Annotated in this window: 20 protein-coding genes; 6 read left to right on the top strand and 14 right to left on the bottom strand. The window is 65.2% G+C overall.

The window, feature by feature from the left end; genetic code table 11:
- Nucleotides 1–18 precede the first annotated feature (18 nt).
- A complete protein-coding gene (locus ACE3P2_RS16375; RefSeq protein WP_374266398.1) occupies nucleotides 19–483 on the top strand; it encodes a tRNA (cytidine(34)-2'-O)-methyltransferase in 465 nt (154 codons plus the stop codon).
- 31 nt (nucleotides 484–514) lie between these two features.
- Here the strand turns inward: ACE3P2_RS16375 and ACE3P2_RS16370 are convergent, their stop codons facing one another.
- Genes ACE3P2_RS16370 through ACE3P2_RS16345 form a run of 6 tightly spaced genes read right to left on the bottom strand, consistent with a single transcriptional unit; the run spans nucleotide 515 to nucleotide 3,482 of the window.
- Entirely contained in the window at nucleotides 515–1,495 is a 981-nt protein-coding gene (locus tag ACE3P2_RS16370) for an NAD(P)H-dependent glycerol-3-phosphate dehydrogenase (protein WP_374266396.1), read from the bottom strand.
- A gap of 4 nt (nucleotides 1,496–1,499) precedes the next feature.
- Nucleotides 1,500–1,955 carry an SH3 domain-containing protein gene (locus ACE3P2_RS16365; RefSeq protein ID WP_374266394.1) on the bottom strand — a complete coding sequence of 152 codons (456 nt, stop codon included), beginning with the start codon at nucleotides 1,953–1,955 and terminating at the stop codon, nucleotides 1,500–1,502.
- Nucleotides 1,955–2,410: a protein-export chaperone SecB gene (gene secB, locus ACE3P2_RS16360; protein WP_374266392.1), complete on the bottom strand. Its 456-nt coding sequence runs from the start codon at nucleotides 2,408–2,410 to the stop codon at nucleotides 1,955–1,957. The genes ACE3P2_RS16365 and secB overlap by 1 nt, the downstream gene beginning before the upstream one ends.
- Before the next feature lie 40 nt (nucleotides 2,411–2,450).
- On the bottom strand, nucleotides 2,451–2,726 hold the full coding sequence (grxC, locus tag ACE3P2_RS16355; protein WP_374266390.1) for a glutaredoxin 3: 276 nt from the start codon (nucleotides 2,724–2,726) through the stop codon (nucleotides 2,451–2,453).
- Complete coding sequence (locus ACE3P2_RS16350; protein ID WP_374266388.1) at nucleotides 2,723–3,130, bottom strand: rhodanese-like domain-containing protein; 408 nt, start codon at nucleotides 3,128–3,130, stop codon at nucleotides 2,723–2,725. Before ACE3P2_RS16350 ends, grxC begins: the two co-directional genes overlap by 4 nt.
- 31 nt (nucleotides 3,131–3,161) lie before the next feature.
- Entirely contained in the window at nucleotides 3,162–3,482 is a 321-nt protein-coding gene (locus ACE3P2_RS16345) for an ArsR/SmtB family transcription factor (RefSeq protein WP_374266386.1), read from the bottom strand.
- Between the two features lie 217 nt (nucleotides 3,483–3,699).
- On the opposite strand from ACE3P2_RS16345, the gene ACE3P2_RS16340 reads away from it, so the two are divergent.
- Genes ACE3P2_RS16340 through ACE3P2_RS16330 form a run of 3 tightly spaced genes read left to right on the top strand, consistent with a single transcriptional unit; the run spans nucleotide 3,700 to nucleotide 6,399 of the window.
- Nucleotides 3,700–5,112, top strand: a complete 1,413-nt coding sequence (locus ACE3P2_RS16340) for a S41 family peptidase (RefSeq protein WP_374266384.1) — start codon at nucleotides 3,700–3,702, stop codon at nucleotides 5,110–5,112.
- Between the two features lie 22 nt (nucleotides 5,113–5,134).
- Nucleotides 5,135–5,590: a hypothetical protein gene (locus ACE3P2_RS16335; RefSeq protein ID WP_374266382.1), complete on the top strand. Its 456-nt coding sequence runs from the start codon at nucleotides 5,135–5,137 to the stop codon at nucleotides 5,588–5,590.
- A 47-nt stretch (nucleotides 5,591–5,637) separates the two neighbouring features.
- A complete protein-coding gene (locus ACE3P2_RS16330; RefSeq protein WP_374266380.1) occupies nucleotides 5,638–6,399 on the top strand; it encodes a ThiF family adenylyltransferase in 762 nt (253 codons plus the stop codon).
- Here ACE3P2_RS16330 and ACE3P2_RS16325 read toward each other — a convergent pair.
- The 8 genes from ACE3P2_RS16325 to ACE3P2_RS16290 form a co-directional block, all read right to left on the bottom strand.
- Entirely contained in the window at nucleotides 6,391–7,371 is a 981-nt protein-coding gene (locus ACE3P2_RS16325; protein WP_374266378.1) for a sterol desaturase family protein, read from the bottom strand. The two genes, ACE3P2_RS16330 and ACE3P2_RS16325, sit on opposite strands and share 9 nt — an antisense overlap.
- Nucleotides 7,368–8,111, bottom strand: coding sequence for a polysaccharide deacetylase family protein (locus tag ACE3P2_RS16320; protein ID WP_374266376.1), 744 nt, complete (start codon nucleotides 8,109–8,111; stop codon nucleotides 7,368–7,370). The genes ACE3P2_RS16325 and ACE3P2_RS16320 overlap by 4 nt, the downstream gene beginning before the upstream one ends.
- Nucleotides 8,111–9,073: a beta-propeller fold lactonase family protein gene (locus ACE3P2_RS16315; protein WP_374266374.1), complete on the bottom strand. Its 963-nt coding sequence runs from the start codon at nucleotides 9,071–9,073 to the stop codon at nucleotides 8,111–8,113. The genes ACE3P2_RS16320 and ACE3P2_RS16315 overlap by 1 nt, the downstream gene beginning before the upstream one ends.
- A gap of 108 nt (nucleotides 9,074–9,181) precedes the next feature.
- The gene (gene ribD / locus ACE3P2_RS16310; protein ID WP_374266372.1) at nucleotides 9,182–10,270 is read right to left on the bottom strand and encodes a bifunctional diaminohydroxyphosphoribosylaminopyrimidine deaminase/5-amino-6-(5-phosphoribosylamino)uracil reductase RibD; all 1,089 of its coding nucleotides are present in this window, start codon (nucleotides 10,268–10,270) and stop codon (nucleotides 9,182–9,184) included.
- 10 nt (nucleotides 10,271–10,280) lie between these two features.
- Nucleotides 10,281–10,763: a transcriptional regulator NrdR gene (nrdR, locus tag ACE3P2_RS16305; protein WP_374266370.1), complete on the bottom strand. Its 483-nt coding sequence runs from the start codon at nucleotides 10,761–10,763 to the stop codon at nucleotides 10,281–10,283.
- Nucleotides 10,764–10,790: 27 nt separating this feature from the next.
- Entirely contained in the window at nucleotides 10,791–12,041 is a 1,251-nt protein-coding gene (gene glyA, locus ACE3P2_RS16300; protein WP_374266368.1) for a serine hydroxymethyltransferase, read from the bottom strand.
- 120 nt (nucleotides 12,042–12,161) lie between these two features.
- Complete coding sequence (locus ACE3P2_RS16295) at nucleotides 12,162–14,201, bottom strand: methyl-accepting chemotaxis protein (protein ID WP_374266366.1); 2,040 nt, start codon at nucleotides 14,199–14,201, stop codon at nucleotides 12,162–12,164.
- A 95-nt stretch (nucleotides 14,202–14,296) separates the two neighbouring features.
- Complete coding sequence (locus ACE3P2_RS16290; protein ID WP_374266364.1) at nucleotides 14,297–14,935, bottom strand: histidine phosphatase family protein; 639 nt, start codon at nucleotides 14,933–14,935, stop codon at nucleotides 14,297–14,299.
- A gap of 214 nt (nucleotides 14,936–15,149) precedes the next feature.
- On the opposite strand from ACE3P2_RS16290, the gene ACE3P2_RS16285 reads away from it, so the two are divergent.
- Nucleotides 15,150–15,740 carry a TRAP transporter small permease subunit gene (locus tag ACE3P2_RS16285; protein ID WP_374266362.1) on the top strand — a complete coding sequence of 197 codons (591 nt, stop codon included), beginning with the start codon at nucleotides 15,150–15,152 and terminating at the stop codon, nucleotides 15,738–15,740.
- Entirely contained in the window at nucleotides 15,741–17,273 is a 1,533-nt protein-coding gene (locus ACE3P2_RS16280) for a TRAP transporter large permease subunit (protein ID WP_374266360.1), read from the top strand.
- Nucleotides 17,274–17,301: the final 28 nt, after the last annotated feature.

Genomic DNA, 17,301 nt, shown 5'->3' with positions numbered 1-17,301 from the left:
GGGGCACAATCCGCGCCCATGTTCCATGTCGTCCTTCATCAGCCGGAGATTCCTCCCAACACCGGCAACATTATGCGCATGTGTGCGAACTCCGGCGCGCGCCTGCACCTCGTCAAACCGCTCGGCTTCACCCTCGAGGAGAAGCAGTTGGTGCGTGCCGGCCTGGATTACCGCGACATGGCGGTGGTCACCTTGCATGAGGACTGGCCGAGCTGCCGTGCGCACTTCGCCGGACACCGCATCTTCGCGCTGACCTCGCACGGTGGGCGGCGATATTCCGATGTGGCGTTCGAGGCGGGCGATGTGTTCGTCTTCGGATCGGAGTCCTGCGGTTTGCCGGCGGCATTGCACGCGGAATTCGATGACGCGCGGCGCCTGAAGATCCCGATGCGCCCGGGCAACCGCAGCCTCAACCTGTCGAATGCCGCTGCGGTCGTGGTGTTCGAAGCCTGGCGCCAGACCGGTTTCGATGGCGGCGCCTGAGGCGGGTTTGCGCCGCTGACGCCGGAGCCGCCTACTCCTGCTTCGGATCGCGCGCGAGCAGTTGCTCGACGGCCTCGCGGGCCGACAGCGTGCCACCGAGCACGCCATCGACGGCGCTGGTGATCGGCATGTCGACCCCCAGGCGGGCGGCGAGGGCGGCCACTTCGCGGGTGGTGCTGACGCCTTCGGCGACATGGCCCAGCGCGGCGAGAATGTCCGGAAGGGTCTTGCCTTCGGCGAGCATCAGGCCGACCCGTCGATTGCGCGAGAGATCGCCGGTGCAGGTGAGTACCAGATCGCCCAGACCCGCGAGCCCCATGAAGGTATCGCGACGGGCGCCCAGCGCGAGGCCGAGGCGGGTGATCTCGGCCAGTCCGCGGGTGATCAGTGCGGCGCGGGCGTTGAGGCCGAAACCCATGCCGTCGGCGACGCCGGCAGCGATGGCCATGACGTTCTTGACCGCGCCGCCCACTTCCGCGCCGACGAGATCATCGTTGGCATAGAGGCGCAGCCGGTTGTTGTGCAGGGCCTGTACCCAGTGGCGGGCGAATTCGATGTCGCGGGCTGCGATCGTCACGGCGGCAGGCAGGCCCTGGGCAACTTCGGCAGCGAAGCTCGGGCCGGTGAGGACGCCGGCCGGCGCGGCTTCGCCCAGTTCTTCGGCGACGATCTGGTGTGGCAGTTTTGCGCTTCCCGCCTCGAGGCCTTTGCAGGCCCACAGCAGCGGCGTGTCGGGCGCCGCGGCACGCAGCGCACGCGCCGTGGCGCGCAGTCCGGCGAGCGGAGTGACGACGAGATGCAGATCGGCCTGGGCGGCGAGCACGAGCGAGTCGGTCAGCTGCAGGCCCGCCGGGAGCGGGATGCCGGGGAGGTAGCGACGATTTTCTCGATGGGCGCTCAGGGCAGCGATCTCGTCGGCCTCGCGGCTCCACAGGACGACGTCGTGGCCGCGACTGAAGGCGAGGGCGAGGGCGGTGCCCCACGCTCCGGCACCGAAGACGGCGATGCGCATGTGCTTACAGCCCCCAGACCTGATTGATGCGGACGAAACCCGCGGTGCCGTCACGATGGCGGACGCCGACCCAGCCATCGGCGGGCGGCTTGTCGCCGAGTTCGAGGACCACGTCCTTGGCAGCTTCGAAGGCCAGCGCCGCGTTGGCGTCGGGTTTCTGGCGGATGTCGGCGCGGGCAGCGGTGACGATCACCGTGCGTTTGTCGGAAAGCTGGCGGCGTTCCAGCCACAGCAGACTGCCGGCCGGTTCGCGCACCTTGACCCAGCGATCAATGTTCACGACCATTTCGACGGGCGTGTAGCGCTGGATCACGAAAAGCGGCTTGCCCTGCTTCGACGGGGCATCGTAGAGGATGGCCGGTTCGGCGAGGGAGCGGAAATCCGAGGCGCAGGCGCCTGCCGCTGCCAGGGCGAACGGCAGGCCGAGCAGCGCCGCAGCGATACGGCGGCGCGTCTTCATTACTGAACGGGAACGTCGGTGCCGGCGGCTTGCTGGCGGTTTTGCTGGAACATCGCCTCGAAGTTGACCGGGGCGAGCAGCACGGGCTGGAAGCCGGCACGGGTGACGGCATCGGAGATCGCTTCGCGCGCGTACGGGAAGAGGATGTTGGCACAGCCGATCATCATGATCGGCTCGAGATCTTCCTGGGGAACGTTGCGAATCTGGAAGATGCCGCACTGGGCCACTTCGATGAGGAAGACGGTCTTGTCTTCGGGCAGCGTGGCGGTCACGGTGACGGTGAGGTTCACTTCGAAGACGCCTTCGTCGATGCCGTTGCCTTCGGTGCGCAGCTGGACGTTGATCTGGGGGGCCTCGCGTTCGAGGTAGATCTGCGGGGCGTTGGGCACCTCGACGGACAGATCCTTGACGTAGAGCTTTTCGATGGAGAATACGGGTTGGGCGTTTTCGGACATGGTGGTTTTTTCCGGTTGAGAAACGGGTGTTCGGATGGGGTCAGATGGCTTCGCCGCGCAGCAGCGGGTCGAGCTTGCCGGCGTGATCGAGGGCGAACAGGTCGTCGCAGCCACCGACATGGAAATCACCGATGTAGATCTGCGGCACGGTACGGCGGCCGGTACGTTCCATCATCTCGTCGCGGCGGACCGGGTCGGTGTCGATGCGCACTTTCTCGATCTCGGTGACGCCCTTGCGGCGTAGCAGGCCCTCGGCACGGACGCAGTAGGGGCACACGGCCGTGGCGTACATCAGGATTTTGGGTTGAGTGGTCATTTCTTCTTCCGGCTGATGGGCATGCCCGCCTGTTCCCAAGCCGCGATGCCGCCTTCGAGGTTATGAACGTTGCTGAAACCGGCCTTGCGCAAGAGGGTGCACCCGGCGGCCGAGCGGTTGCCGCTCTGGCAGTTGAGGATAACAGGCTTGTCCTTGAACTTTTCGAGTTCGCCGAGGCGCTTTTCGAGATCGCTCAGGGGGATGTGGCGTGCATTGAGGAGGTGGCCGGTAGAAAACTCGCTGGCTTCGCGCACGTCGATGACCTGCGCGTCCTCGCGGTTGATGAGCGCGGTGGCCTGTGCCGGGGAGAGCCCCTTGCCGCCGCGCAGCGAAGTGACGACGAGCATGGTGCCGCTGACCGCGGCCAGCGCGGCCCAGTACCAGTTTTGCTGGATGAATTCCACGAAACGAAACTCCGGGGGTGGGTGGAACGGATTATTCTTTGCTGTCGCCGCAGAAGACCTCGCGCATCATCGCGATGAGCTGCAGCGTACGGGGGTCGCCGACCCGGTAGAAAACCCGGTTGGCGTCCTTGCGGGTGAGCAGCACGTCCTTGTCGCGCAAGATGGCGAGATGCTGGGAAATGTTGCTCTGGGACGTCCCGACGGCATCGACGATATCCTGGACGCAGGCCTCGTCGCCGCCGATCACGCACAGGATCTTCAGGCGCAGGGGGTGAGAGATCGCCTTCAAGGCCCGGGCTGCGGTCTCGATGTGTTCCTGGTTGGCGATGAGGTCGGGCGTCGGGGTTTTCACGGAGGCGATGGCGAGTGTCGAGTACGTCTAATATTATAAAATAACATCTTTCGCGGCGACGGTGCGGGCGGCGCGCCTCAGCCCGGGTGGCCCGGTTTCATACGGAATGGGTGGGAAGCATTCCGGTTTATACTCTTCCCGTTTTTGATGGCCTGTCCGATTGCTGGCAGGCACTGGCGTATTGCGGTCTTCGGGCCGGCGCCTCGACGGAGACTTTATGCGCAGCAAACTGCAACAGGCCGGCCTGGTGTTCACGGGGCTGTGTGCCGGGGTTCTGATCAGTCTCAACTTCTCGGCCAATGCCGACAAATCGCCACTGGCGCCGCTGCCGGTCGAGGAGTTGCGCAATCTCGCTGACGTCTTCAATGCCATCAAGCAGGGCTATGTGGAGCCGGTCGAGGACAAGAAGCTGATCACCTATGCCATCAGCGGCATGTTGTCGAACCTCGATCCGCACTCGGCCTACCTGGACGCCGAGGCGTTCAAGGAGCTGCAGGTGGGCACCCAGGGCGAGTTCGGCGGGCTTGGCATCGAGGTCGGCTCGGAGGACGGCTACGTCAAGGTGATCTCGCCCATCGAGGACACCCCGGCGTTCCGGGCGGGCGTCAAGGCGGGTGATCTCATCATCAAGCTCGACGATACGCTGGTGAAAGGCATGTCCCTCAACGACGCGGTCAAGCGCATGCGCGGCAAGCCAAAGACCAGCATCGTGCTCACGATCATGCGCAAGGGCGAGGCCAAGCCGATCGTGGTTACGCTCACGCGCGAAGTCATCAAGGTGCAGAGCGTCAAGTCGAAGCTCGTCGAGCCGGGTTACGGCTACGTGCGCGTCGTGCAGTTCCAGGAGCAGACCGCGGCGTCCCTTGTCCAGCACCTGGATCGTCTCGTTAAGCAGGGCGAGCTCAAAGGCCTGGTGCTCGACCTGCGCAACGATCCGGGCGGCCTGCTGCATGGCGCGGTGGGCGTGTCGGCGGCCTTCCTGCCGCCGGGGGCGCTGGTGGTGTCCACCGATGGGCGCGCCGAGGACGCGAAACGCAAGTACATGGCCGCACCCGAGGATTACCTGCGTGGTTCGCGCGACGACTTCATCCGCAACGTGCCGGCCTCGATCAAGACGGTGCCGATGGTGGTGCTGGTCAATGGCGGTTCGGCCTCCGCCTCGGAGATCGTCGCCGGTGCCCTGCAGGATCACAAGCGCGCGGTGGTGATGGGCACGCAGAGCTTCGGTAAGGGGTCGGTGCAGACCATCCTGCCGCTCAACAGCAACGCCGCGATCAAGCTCACCACGGCCCGTTACTTCACCCCCAGCGGCCGCTCGATCCAGGCCAAGGGCATCGTGCCCGACATCATCGTCGAAGAGACGCCGGGCGGCTCGTCCCGCGAGCGGCTGCGCGAGGCCGACCTGGATCGCCACCTGGGCAACGGCAAGGAGCCTGAGGTGCCGAAGGTCGTCGAACCGGCGCCCACCGCGCCGAAGAAGGATGCCGCGCCCAAGAGCAAGGACAAGCCGAAGGACGAGGTCGACGACATGAAACCGCCTTTCGAGATCGCGGGCAAGGACGACTACCAGCTCGCTCAGGCGGTCAATTTGCTCAAGGGCCTGCAAATCCTCCAGAATAGCGGGAAGTAATTCAACACGAGCCGGGGGCGACATGCGACGGGAGACAGCCTACAAGCTGGCGGGACGCAAGCACGACGGCGCCACTCCCCGCGGTGCCGGGGATATCGCCAAGTCGCGGGAGATCCGCTTCAAGGCGTTTCCTCCCGGCCAGATCCTGCAGGCGCGGCGCTCCCTGGCAGCGCTACGTGGCGTGCGGGTCGAGGACGGTCGGGACGAGCGTTCCCTGGTGGTGCATTACAATGTCCTCGACTACACGCTTCAGTTGCTCGACGAGGCTCTGGTGGGCGCGGGGTTTCATCTCGATCGTTCGCTGTTGGTGCGGCTTCACCGGGCGCTGATCTATTACGTCGAGGATACGCAGGTGCATAACCTGCGGTCGCCCGAACGGTTGATCAAGCAGTCCCACGAGGTGTACATCCAGGCCTACGCCTTGCACCCGCACGGCGATCACGACGACACGCCGCCGGATCTGCGCGACTTCAAATAGGCTTCTTCACCCATCTCTGGGTGAGGCTTCCTTAATCTCAGCTCCCGATGAACGACGATCAGCTGTTGCGCTACTCGCGCCATATTCTTCTACCGCAAATCGGTATCGAGGGGCAGGACGCGATCGTCGCGGCCCGCGTGCTGGTGGTGGGTGCCGGTGGTCTGGGGTCGCCGGCTGCGATGTACCTGGCCGCGGCGGGTGTCGGCACACTGGTGCTTGCCGATGGCGATACGGTCGATCTGACCAACCTGCAGCGGCAGATCCTGCACACGCAGGCGAGTGTCGGTCGCCCCAAGGTCGACTCCGGACGCGACGCGCTGACGCGCCTCAACCCCGAGGCGCGTGTCATTCCGCTTGCTCGGCGCCTGGAGGGCTCTGCCCTCGACGCCGAGGTGGCGGCGGCCGACGTGGTACTCGACTGTTCCGACAATTTCGCTACCCGGCACGCCATCAACCGTGCGTGCGTGGCCTACCGCAAGCCGCTGGTGTCGGGGGCCGCGGTGCGTTTTGATGGTCAGGTGTCGGTCTTCGATCTGCGTCAGCCGACCAGCCCGTGCTACCACTGTCTGTTTCCCGAAGGGGAGGATGTCGAGGAAGTGCGCTGCGCGGTGATGGGGGTGTTCGCGCCGATCACCGGCATCGTCGGGGCAATGCAGGCTGCCGAGGCACTCAAGCTGCTGGCTGGTTGCGGCGAGCCACTTGTCGGGCGGCTGTTGCTGCTCGACGCGCTGGGGATGGAGTGGCGCACGATTCGCCTCGGGCGCGATCCGGCGTGTGAGGTGTGTGCCGGGGCGCGGGCTTCAGGCTGACGGGGATTTCTCGGTACGGCGCGTCAGGGCCCGCCAGAACATGACGAGTCCGAGCCGTTGCTGTGCCCAGAAATTGTCGCGGGCAGCGATTTCTTCGGGGCTGGCTTCGTGGATGCCGGTGGGCGGCAGCCCTTTCTCGAGGTAAAGCGTGCCGAACAGGATGTCCCAGATCGGCAGCAGGATCGCAAAGTTGCAGCCGTAACGAAAGCGTCGGTTGGCCGGCAGGTCGATGGCGTGATGCCAGCGATGGTAGCGCGGACCGACGATCAAGTAATCGAATACAGGACCGAAATCCAGCCGGGTATTGGTGTGGGAAAGGTTTTCCACCAGCCGCAGGGCGATCAGCAGCCCGATGAAGTGGCCCGGGGGCACGCCGATCACGAGCGACAGGCAGGCAAACCAGACTCCGGCGATCACGTCGTCGAGGAGGTGATTGCGCGAATCGGTCCAGAACGACATCTGTCGCTGGGAGTGGTGGATGCCGTGCAGTGCCCACCACCACCGGAACGTGTGGGACAGTCGATGGCGCCAGTACTCGGCGAAGTCGAGGATCACCAGGTAGATCACGAAGCTCGCGAGGGGGTGCGAATCGAGTCCGGGGAGCCAGTCTTCGAGCTGGCGCGGAATGATGTCGTGAAAGCGCAGCCAGCTTTCGAATTCCATGAAACCCGGAGCGAGAAGGGCAAACACCGCCAGCGGCACGATGCCCATGCGGTTGAGCACCGAGTAGATGACATCCACGCGCACGGCGCGGCGCTCGGCCCATCTCTCGGCTGGCCACCAGGCTTCGAGCGGGCGCATCAAGGTGTAGGCGATGGCCAGCTCGATGCACCCTAGGAGCACGAACTCGACGCCGTCGAAGCCCATCTCGACAAAACTGGCGAGACCGAGCGCGAACAGTACCGGCTGGACGAAGGTGTCGAACAGCCAGCCCTGGGTGGAAACGAAGAGGTCGGTCAGAAACTGCATCATCGGCTTGGAATGGTGGCGAAGCAGAAGCCCTTGGCCTTGAGACCGCCGATCAGGGGATCAAGCATGGGCGCGAACGGTTCCTTGCGCGACCAGATTCCGAGATGGGCCATCAGAATGTCGCCGTCGCGGATGCGGGCGAGGGCGCGCTTGAGCAGGGTTTCGTTGGGATAGGCGTCCGACGGCAGTTCGTCGCCCAGAAAACCGGCCGGCGCCCAACCGACGTGGCGATAGCCGCAGGCTTCAGCCGCCTTGAGGGTGTTCGGGGTGGTGCGGCCGCCAGGGGCGCGCCACAGCGGATCGAGTTTGCGACCGGTGAGTTCGGCGAAGCGGGTGTCGGGTTGCTTGAGTTCGGCGCAGATCTGGCTGGCGTCCAGGCGGATCTGGTTGCCGTCCATCAGGCGATAGACCACTTTCCCGTCGGCCTCGTCCTGGCGGAAGGCGCCATGCCGCCAGGTGTGACTGCCGAATGCGTGACCTTCGGCGACGCGGGCCTTCCAGAAGCCCGCCCAGGTGGGGTCGAGGGCTAGATCGCCGCGGTAGGTTTTTTCCTGGGCGACGAAAAAGGTGGCCTTGACCTGGTGCTTGGCGAGGATGTCGGCGATGGCCTCGGCGTGGCGCATGTTACCGGTGTCGAGGGTCAGGTACAGCGTGCCGGTGCAAGCGCCTTCCGCGCCTAGGACGGGGCCGGTGGCGGCGACGAGGGCGACGGCCAGCAGGGTGCCCGAAACGCGGATCGACATCACAACCTCGGGGCGTGACTGATGAAGGAAACGCCGTGGGGCGAGCGGCCGACCGGGATGGAGTGCGAGAGTTTTTTCTGTTCGAGATTGACGACCTGCACCTTGCGGGCGAAGCGTGCGGTGGCCCACAGCTCCTTGCCGTCGGCACGGATTTTCATGTCGTCCGGGCCGCCGGGCACGTCGTACTTCTCGACTTCGGTGAGCGTCTGCATGTCCACCAGCGAGATGCTGCCGTTCATTGTCCGGTTGGAGACGAAGACGTGGCGTCCGTCGCCGCGGGGCAGGAAATTGTGGGCGGCCTTGGCGGTGACGATTTTCTTGACCGTCTTGCGGGCGCGCCAGTCGATCACCTCGACGTAGTCGGCGCCCATGATTCCGACCAGCAGGTATTTGTCGTCCGGGGTCATGTGGATGCCGGCCGGTGTGGGGCCGACCGGAACCTTCCAGAGCGGTTGCTGAGTCTTGAGATCGATCGCGAGGACTTCGTTGGAGTCCTGCAGCGTGATGAAGACGAACTGGCTGGCCTTGTCGAAGGCCATGTGGGACGGTGTCCGGGCGGCGGGAACGCGGGCGACCAGCGAGTAGTCGGCGGCCTTGTAGATGTCGACGCGGTCCAGACGCAGGGAATTGGCGACGAACCACTTGTTGTCCGGCGAGAACCCGAGCTGGTAGGGGTCGGAAATATTCTTGATGCGCTTCTGTTCCTTGCCCGATTTGGGGTCGAAGAAGACGAGCTCGTTCGAGATGGCGCAGGCCACGATGACGGAACTGTCGTCGGGCGTTGCCATGAGGTGGTGCGGTTCCTTGCAGGCAGGCGCGCGTCCGGTTTCCTTGTAGGTACGGGTGTCGATGAAGCTGACGTTTTCGTCGACGGAATTGAGGACGATGGCCGTCTCGGCCCGGACGGCGGTGATCGACAGGAACGCGGAGGCGACGAGGCCGGTCAGGAGCGGGAGCTTCATAAAATGGGCGCGATGACGAAGGTGCCCAGATTAACGGTCAGAATGGGCCGACGTTGACCCTTCCCGCTGATCTATGTCAAAGGTTTGCAAATATCGGGCGCAAAGCCCTCAAACAGGGCGGGCGACGATGCGCAGGTCGGTGCCGATCTGACGAACGTCATGGAAGGCCAGCTGACGCTTGGCGTCGAGACTCTCGAGGGCCGGCAGGTTGAACAGACCGCGCGCGGCGTCGCCAACGAGGGACGGAGCGAGATAGAGGATCAGCTCGTCCACACAGCCTTCCCGTAGCAGCGAGCCGTTGAGCTTGAAGCCGCTCTCGGCGAGGACTTCGTTGATGCCGCGTCGACCCAGTTCGAGCATCAGGGCCGAGAGATCCACCTTGCCGCCGTCGTTGGGCAGGATGACCACATCGGCGCCGCGGCGCTGCAGGGCGGCGATGCGCTCGGGCTGGTCGATGGCGCCGGCGACGAGCACCTTGCCGCCATCCAGAATCTTTGCGTTCAGCGGGGTTTCGAGGCGGGCATCGACCACCACGCGCAGCGGCTGGCGCTCGGTGGGGATGGCCCGAACCGTGAGCTGTGGATCGTCGTCGCGGACGGTGCCGATGCCGGTGAGCACCGCGCAGGAGCGCGCGCGCCAGCGGTGGGCGTCGCGGCGGGCGTCGCCACCGGTGATCCACTGGGACACGCCGTTGTCGAGGGCGGTCTTGCCGTCGAGGGTGGCGGCGGCCTTGAGGCGCAGCCACGGGCGGCCGCGGGTCATGCGCGAGACGAAGCCGATGTTGAGTTCCTGCGCCTGGGTTTCCTGCACGCCGGCGAGAGTCGCGATGCCGGCTTCGCGCAGGCGGGCGAGGCCGTTGCCGGCGACGAGGGGATTCGGATCCTGCATGGCGGCCACGACGCGGGCGATGCCGGCCTGAATCAGCGCGTCGGCGCACGGGGGCGTGCGGCCATGGTGGGAGCAGGGTTCGAGGGTGACGTAGGCGGTGGCGCCACGAGCGGCGGCGCCAGCCATCGCGAGGGCGTGGACCTCGGCGTGGGGTTCGCCGGCGCGGTGGTGCCAGCCTTCCCCAACGAGCTGACCGTCGCGCACGATGACGCAGCCGACGCGAGGATTGGGCGTGGTGGTGAACAGGCCGCGCTCGGCGAGGACGAGGGCGCGGGCCATCCACCGGAAGTCGTCGGCGCTGGCGGTCATCAGTGGGGGCTTACTGGGGTGTGTTGCGGGGCCGGCCGCGGGGGCGGGTGGTGACTTCGCGGATGACTTCGGAGAATTCGTCCACGTCCTCGAAGGCGCGGTAGACCGAGGCGAAGCGGATATAGGCGACCTTGTCCAGCTTCTTGAGCTCGCGCATGACGAGTTCGCCAATGCGTTCGGAAGGAATCTCGCGTTCGCCGGAGGCGAGCAGCTTGGCTTCGATGCGGTCGACGGCGGCATCGACGCTTTCGGCGGTCACAGGCCGCTTGCGCAGGGCAAGGCTCAGGCTGCCGAGGAGCTTGTCGCGGCTGAAGTCGGCGCGGCTGCCGTTCTTCTTGACGACTTGAGGCATCTTGAGATCGATGCGCTCGTAGGTGGTGAAGCGCTTGTCGCAGGACAGGCACCTGCGGCGGCGCCGCACGATGTCACCGTCCTCGTTTTCACGGGTGTCGGTGACCTGCGTGTTCTCGGCGCCGCAGAAGGGGCAATGCATGAACGGCGTGCGTCTGCCGGAGCCGGCTCAGGCGCCGTACACCGGGAACTTGCGGCAAAGTTCTGCAACCTTGGCGCGCACGTTTTCGGTGGTGGCTTCGTCGTTGGGATTGTCGAGCACGTCGGCGATGAGGTGCGCGATGCGCTCGGCCTCGATCTCGGTGAAACCGCGGGTGGTCATGGCCGGCGAGCCGATGCGGATGCCGGAGGTGACGAACGGCTTCTGCGGATCGTTCGGGATGGAGTTCTTGTTGACGGTGATGTGGGCACGGCCCAGCGCGGCTTCGGCTTCCTTGCCGGTGATGTTCTTGGACTGCAGATCGACCAGGAAAACGTGGCTTTCGGTGCGGCCCGAGACGATGCGCAGGCCGCGCTCTTCGCCGAGCACGCGTGCCATCACGCGGGCGTTGTTGATGACCTGTTCCTGGTAGCGCTTGAAGGTCGGTTCGGCGGCTTCCTTGAAGGCGACGGCCTTGGCGGCGATGACGTGCATCAGCGGGCCACCCTGCAGGCCCGGGAAGATGGCGGAGTTGAGCGCCTTCTCGTGTTCGGCCTTCATCAGGATGATGCCGCCACGCGGGCCGCGCAGGGTCTTGTGGGTGGTGGAGGTCACCACGTCGGCGTGGGGCACCGGGTTCGGGTAGTAGCCGGCAGCGATCAGGCCGGCGTAGTGGGCCATGTCCACCCAGAAGATGGCGCCGATTTCCTTGGCGATCTTGGCGAAGCGCTCGAAGTCGATGCGCAGGGCGTAGGCGGAGGCGCCGGCAATGATGATGCGCGGCTTGTGCTCGCGAGCCAGCGCTTCCATCTTGTCGTAGTCGATTTCTTCGTTCTTGTCGAGGCCGTAGGCGACGACGTTGAACCACTTGCCGGACATGTTGAGCGGCATGCCGTGGGTGAGGTGACCGCCTTCGGCCAGGCTCATGCCCATGATGGTGTCGCCGGGCTTGGCGAAGGCCATCAGCACGGCCTGGTTGGCCTGGGAGCCGGAGTTGGGCTGAACGTTGGCAGCCTCGGCGCCGAACAGGGTCTTGAGGCGGTCGATGGCGAGCTGCTCGGCCAGATCGACGAACTCACAGCCGCCGTAGTAGCGCTTGCCCGGATAACCTTCCGCGTACTTGTTGGTGAGCTGGGAGCCTTGGGCTTCCATGACAGCTGCACTGACGTAGTTTTCGGAGGCGATCAGTTCGATGTGATCTTCCTGACGGCGGTTTTCGGCCTCGATGGCCTGCCAGAGTTCAGGATCGACCTTGGCGAGGGTATTTTGCTTGGAAAACATGGCTATCCAGGTGGGCTTGAGTCAAATTCGAATCTTAGCACGCCGCTTCGCGCTTGCAGAATGCAAGCCGGCCCGCGGGCCTTGAAAAGCCGGCGGGCCGCGGGCGGGGAGGGCAACCGCTCAGAGCTGGAAGTGGGCGACTTTCGATTGCAGTTCGGACGCCAGTTGTTCGAGCGTGGCGACCTGATCGTTGGTGCGGCGGGTGACTTCGTTGTTCTGTTCGGCCATCTGGGCAATGCGTTCGACACCGCGGGCGACTTCCTGGCTGGCTGCGCTCTGCTCGCGGGTGGCGTCGGCGATGTCGTTGACGGCGCTGGTAGTGCGATCGCTTTCGGTGCGGATGGTTTCGAGCACGGCGCCGGAATCGGTGGCGAGACGGACGCCGTCACGCACTTCCTCGGTGACGTCGCGGATCATCGTAACGACCCGCTCCGCCTCGCTCTGCACTTCGCTGACGGTGCTCGAGATCTCGCGCGTCGAGGTGGCGGTGCGTTCGGCGAGCTTGCGTACTTCGTCGGCCACCACGGCGAAGCCACGGCCGCTCTCGCCGGCGCGGGCGGCTTCGATGGCGGCATTGAGGGCGAGCAGGTTGGTCTGGTCGGCGATGTCGTTGATGATCTTGCCGATGTTCGAGATGCGGGCCGAACGCTCCGACAGGAGATTGACGGCGTCGCCGGCCTTGTCGATCTCGCTCGAGATGCGATCCATCCCGCCAATCATCTGGCGGACGGTGGTGCCGCCGTGCTCGGCGTGCTGCTGGGCTTGCTGGGTGATGTCGCGGGCGGTCGCGGCGCTGCCCGAGACATGGGTGATGCTGACCGAGAGTTCCTCGATGGCCGAGGCGAGGCCGGCGGCGGCTTCGCTTTGGGCGGAGGTGCCGTCGACCACTTCGTCCGAACCCTGGCGGACGGTCTCGGCGACGTCGCGCACGGCGTTGGCGGCGCGCTTGACGTCGCCGATCAACATGCCGACATGGTGGGTGGTAGCACTCAGGGCGAGGTTCATCTGATCCAGCTCGTTGCGGCTGTCGGCGTTGGCGGCCGGGAAATCGATGCTGAGGTCGCCGGCGCCGATCTGTTCGAGCTTGTGCAGCAAGGTGTGGATCGGCGCGAGTTGATGACGGGTGATGAGGTAGAGCACGACGGTCAGCAGGACGGCGCCGGCAACGCACAGCCCGATCAGCACGTTGCGCAGATGACGCGCCTCGACGGTGAATTCGTCGATGTAGCTGCCCGCCGCGACGACCCAGCCCCAGGCGGGAACGGTCCGGAAGACGGTCATCTTGTCGTCGGTGCCGCTGCCGTCCTCACGTGGCCAGGCGTATACATCGGTGCCTTCCTTCTTGCGGGTCTGCTCTTCCGAGATGCGCTGGACGATCGGGTTGTTGACGTCGGCCAGGGTCTTGCCCTGCATCTTGGGGTGGTAGATGAACTCGCTCTTGCTGTGATCGCTGATGTTGGGGGCGAGGATGTAGGCGTAGCCGGTGGCGCCCGACTTGATGTTGGCGACGGCCTGGAAGAGGCGTTCCATGTCGGCCTGGACGTCCACCCGGGCGGTGACCGCGCCGATCACCTTGCCGCTCTCGTCGAAGATCGGATCGAGGGCCGAGACGTAATACCGACCGGTGCGGCGCACGACGCCCTTGTAGGGCTTGCCGGCGAGCAGCGATTGGACTTCGCGGCTGTCCTGCGGAAGCGTCGTGCCGTTGCTGCTCTTGCCGTCCTTGTCCTTCAGGAGCGTGGCGGCGCGGACGAATTCGTCGCCGACGCGGATCAGCAGGGCCGGGTCGGTGTCGGTCTGGCTGCGCAGTTGTTCAAGCAGCGCCGTGTTTTCGTTGACGATGCGATCGCCGCTGCGCACCACTGGTAGCTGGTAGCGGCCGAGGGTCATGGTGTCGGGCCCGAAGCGCAGCTTTCCGAAGCTTTCCTTGACGTGCCCGAGCCCCTTGTCGGAACGTCCGACGGCGTTGCCATGGCTCAGTTCGAGCATCTGGACGATGCCCTTGACCTGTTCGGAGAGTTCTTCTTCGGTCTTGGCGAGGGCGGAGCGCTCGGACAGGATGCTGGTGAAGAGGATCAGGGTGGAGAAGATCACCACGCTCACGATGGTGGCGACGAGTGAGATCTGGTGTACCAGCGAGTATTGCTTGAGTTTCAACATGGCGCGACTCCGGCTTTGCGACTTCGACTGACGACGTAGTGTCGGAGGCAATCGGCCGGGGGCGGGAAAACTTTAGCGTTTGCTGATTTTCGCCCTCAGGCGTTGGGTAGTTCGTCGAGGGTCTGATTCAGGTGATCCTGCCGGGCCCAGGCGATGAGCGACCACGCCGAGCCGTCCCAGCCGATCCAGTTGAGCGCGGCGTTGGGGATCGTGAAATCGCGCGGCGCTTCGAGCCCCTTGCCGGTGGCAATGCGGTGCACGATGTCGAGCACGCCGCCGTGGGTGACGATCAGCACGGTGCCGTCGGGGTGGCGGCGGGCGATGGCTTCGAGGGTGCGGCGGATGCGGGCGGCAAACTGGCGCAGGCTTTCGCCACCTTCGGGAAAGGTGAATTCCGGATCGCGGGTCTCGAAGCGGTGGTAGTGCTCGGGGAAGCGGGCACGGGCCTCGTCGTAGGTGAGCGCCTGGAAGCTGCCGTAATGGCGCTCGCGCAGGCTCGCGTCGAAGTCGAGGTCGAGCCCGCAGTGGCGGGCGATGGCTTCGGCGGTCTGACGGGCGCGGGTGAGGTCGGACGAGTAGGCGGCGTCGAAGCGCTCGGCGGCAAGGCTTGCGGCAGTGGCGCGCGCCTGGGCGAGGCCGGTGTCGTTGAGGGGAATGTCGGTGTGGCCCTGGAGGCGGTGTTCGGCGTTCCAGGCGGTTTCGCCGTGGCGGACGAGGCAGATGCGGGTTGCCATGGGTGTGTTTCGGTTGCGGTGAAGGAGGGCGCAAGTATCGCACGGGCGCGCTGCCGCGGCCGGCGCCCGGCGGTGGGGAGATTTTCCGCAAAGCCGCGCCGATAGGCGTTATCCCTGATTGTAGGCGGGTCGTTCTGTCAGATAATCCGGGCTGGCATCATGGACGTTTCCGACGAGAGACGATCGCTTAGTCAATCCACAGGAGGTGCGGGACGTGCAAGCCCTGCTCAAGTTATCGCGCGCGATCGATGCGCTCACCCAACGCGTAGGAAAGGCGACGATCTGGCTGGTGCTGGTCGTCACGCTGATCAGCGCCGGTAACGCGTTCGTGCGCTACGCGTTCAATTACAGTTCCAACGGGCTGCTCGAGATCCAGTGGTATCTGTTCTCGGCGATCTTCCTGCTGTGCGCGGGCTACACCCTGATGCGCAACGAGCACGTGCGCATCGACGTCGTGTCGAGCCATTTCTCGCCGCGCGTGCATGCCTGGATCGACATCATCGGCACGCTGTTCTTCCTCGCGCCGATGGCGGTGGCGGTGCTCTACCTGTCGTGGCCGATCTTCGTCAGCTCCTTCGTCAATAAGGAATATTCCTCCAACGCCGGCGGCCTGATCGTATGGCCGGTGCGGGGCCTGGTGCCTGTGGGTTTCGCGCTGCTGATCCTTCAGGCGGTATCGGAGTTCATCAAGCGCATCGCCTTCCTCAATGGCCTGATCGACGATCCCAACGCCAAGCCCGACGCGCCGTCGGCGGAAGAAGAGCTGGCCAGGGCCATCAAGCAACAGCGCGGGGAGGGCGCCTAAATGGAATTCATCGCTGCCAACATGGCGCCCCTGATGTTCGGGGCGCTGGTCATCTTCCTGCTGTTCGGCTACCCGGTCGCCTTCGCCCTGGCGGCCAACGGCGTCGTGTTCGGGCTGATCGGCATCGAACTCGGGCTGCTCACGCCGGCGCTGTTCCAGGCGCTGCCCGACCGCATCTTCGGCGTGATGTCTAACGACACGCTGCTGGCCATCCCGTTCTTCACCTTCATGGGCCTGATCCTCGAACGCTCGGGCATGGCGGAGGATCTGCTCGACACCATCGGCCAGCTGTTCGGCCCGGTGCGCGGCGGCCTTGCCTTCGCGGTGATCTTCGTCGGCGCGATCCTGGCGGCGACCACCGGCGTGGTGGCGGCCTCGGTCATCTCGATGGGCCTGATCTCACTGCCGATCATGATGCGCTACGGCTACGACCAGCGCCTCGCCACCGGCGTCATCGCCGCCTCGGGCACGCTGGCGCAGATCATTCCGCCGTCGCTGGTGCTGATCATCATGGCCGACCAGCTCGGCCGCTCGGTGGGCGACATGTATCAGGGCGCGTTGATTCCCGGTCTCGTGCTCACGGGCCTGTATGTGGCCTACGTGGCGCTGGTCGCGATCGTCAAGCCGGACTTCGCACCGGCGTTGCCGCCCGAGGCACGCAAGCTGCGCGGCGCGAAGCTCTTTGCCCGTGTGCTGACCACCCTGGTGCCGCCGCTGATGCTGATCTTCCTGGTGCTTGGCACCATCTTCATCGGCATCGCCACCCCGACCGAGGGGGGCGCGATGGGGGCCTTCGGTGCCCTGGCGATGGCGGTGCTGCGCGGCCGCCTGAACGTGACACTGCTCAAGCAGGCAATGGAGACGACCGCCAAGCTCACCACCTTCGTGGTGTTCATCCTGGTGGGGGCGCGGGTCTTCTCGCTTACCTTCTATGGCGTCGAAGGGCATCTGTGGGTCGAGCACCTGCTCACTCAGCTGCCAGGTGGCCAGCTCGGCTTCCTGATCGTGGTGAATCTCCTGATCTTCCTGCTCGCCTTCTTCCTCGACTTCTTCGAACTGTCGTTCATCGTGGTGCCGCTGCTTGCGCCGGTGGCGGAAAAGCTGGGCATCGACCTGATCTGGTTCGGCGTGCTGCTGGGGGTGAACATGCAGACTTCGTTCATGCACCCGCCGTTCGGCTTTGCGCTGTTCTACCTCCGCTCGGTGGCGCCGCCGTCGATCAAGACCACCCAGATCTACTGGGGCGCGGTGCCCTTCGTGATCATCCAGATCATCATGGTGGCGATCATCATTGCCTTCCCGCAGCTGGTCACGATGGGTCTCGATACCCAGGCTGCTGTGGATACCGACAAGGTCGAGATCGTCGTTCCCGACAGTGAAGTGCCGGAGGATTCACCGGTGCAGTTCGACGACGGCAAGGCCAGCGACGCCAAGCCCGCCGAAGGCGACAGCCAGGATGCGTTGGTGCCGCCGCCGGCCGACGACGAGGCCGCCAAGGCGCTGGAAAAGGCGTTGCAGGGCGACAAGAAGTAGATCGTCTTTCGTCGGCAGTCAAAAAAAG

Origin of the sequence: Zoogloea sp. (assembly GCF_041911615.1) — a bacterium.
In the GTDB taxonomy this organism is placed as follows: Bacteria; Pseudomonadota; Gammaproteobacteria; order Burkholderiales; family Rhodocyclaceae; genus Zoogloea.
This window is presented reverse-complemented; position numbering and strand designations above follow the sequence as displayed.

Coding starts and splice junctions, on each gene's coding strand:
- ACE3P2_RS16375 (WP_374266398.1), top strand. CDS start 19: ATGTTCCATGTCGTCCTTCATCAGCCGGAGATTCCTCCCAACACCGGC.
- ACE3P2_RS16370 (WP_374266396.1), bottom strand. CDS start 1,495: ATGCGCATCGCCGTCTTCGGTGCCGGAGCGTGGGGCACCGCCCTCGCC.
- ACE3P2_RS16365 (WP_374266394.1), bottom strand. CDS start 1,955: ATGAAGACGCGCCGCCGTATCGCTGCGGCGCTGCTCGGCCTGCCGTTC.
- secB (WP_374266392.1), bottom strand. CDS start 2,410: ATGTCCGAAAACGCCCAACCCGTATTCTCCATCGAAAAGCTCTACGTC.
- grxC (WP_374266390.1), bottom strand. CDS start 2,726: ATGACCACTCAACCCAAAATCCTGATGTACGCCACGGCCGTGTGCCCC.
- ACE3P2_RS16340 (WP_374266384.1), top strand. CDS start 3,700: ATGCGCAGCAAACTGCAACAGGCCGGCCTGGTGTTCACGGGGCTGTGT.
- ACE3P2_RS16335 (WP_374266382.1), top strand. CDS start 5,135: ATGCGACGGGAGACAGCCTACAAGCTGGCGGGACGCAAGCACGACGGC.
- ACE3P2_RS16330 (WP_374266380.1), top strand. CDS start 5,638: ATGAACGACGATCAGCTGTTGCGCTACTCGCGCCATATTCTTCTACCG.
- ACE3P2_RS16325 (WP_374266378.1), bottom strand. CDS start 7,371: ATGATGCAGTTTCTGACCGACCTCTTCGTTTCCACCCAGGGCTGGCTG.
- ACE3P2_RS16320 (WP_374266376.1), bottom strand. CDS start 8,111: ATGTCGATCCGCGTTTCGGGCACCCTGCTGGCCGTCGCCCTCGTCGCC.
- ACE3P2_RS16315 (WP_374266374.1), bottom strand. CDS start 9,073: ATGAAGCTCCCGCTCCTGACCGGCCTCGTCGCCTCCGCGTTCCTGTCG.
- ribD (WP_374266372.1), bottom strand. CDS start 10,270: ATGACCGCCAGCGCCGACGACTTCCGGTGGATGGCCCGCGCCCTCGTC.
- nrdR (WP_374266370.1), bottom strand. CDS start 10,763: ATGCATTGCCCCTTCTGCGGCGCCGAGAACACGCAGGTCACCGACACC.
- glyA (WP_374266368.1), bottom strand. CDS start 12,041: ATGTTTTCCAAGCAAAATACCCTCGCCAAGGTCGATCCTGAACTCTGG.
- ACE3P2_RS16295 (WP_374266366.1), bottom strand. CDS start 14,201: ATGTTGAAACTCAAGCAATACTCGCTGGTACACCAGATCTCACTCGTC.
- ACE3P2_RS16290 (WP_374266364.1), bottom strand. CDS start 14,935: ATGGCAACCCGCATCTGCCTCGTCCGCCACGGCGAAACCGCCTGGAAC.
- ACE3P2_RS16280 (WP_374266360.1), top strand. CDS start 15,741: ATGGAATTCATCGCTGCCAACATGGCGCCCCTGATGTTCGGGGCGCTG.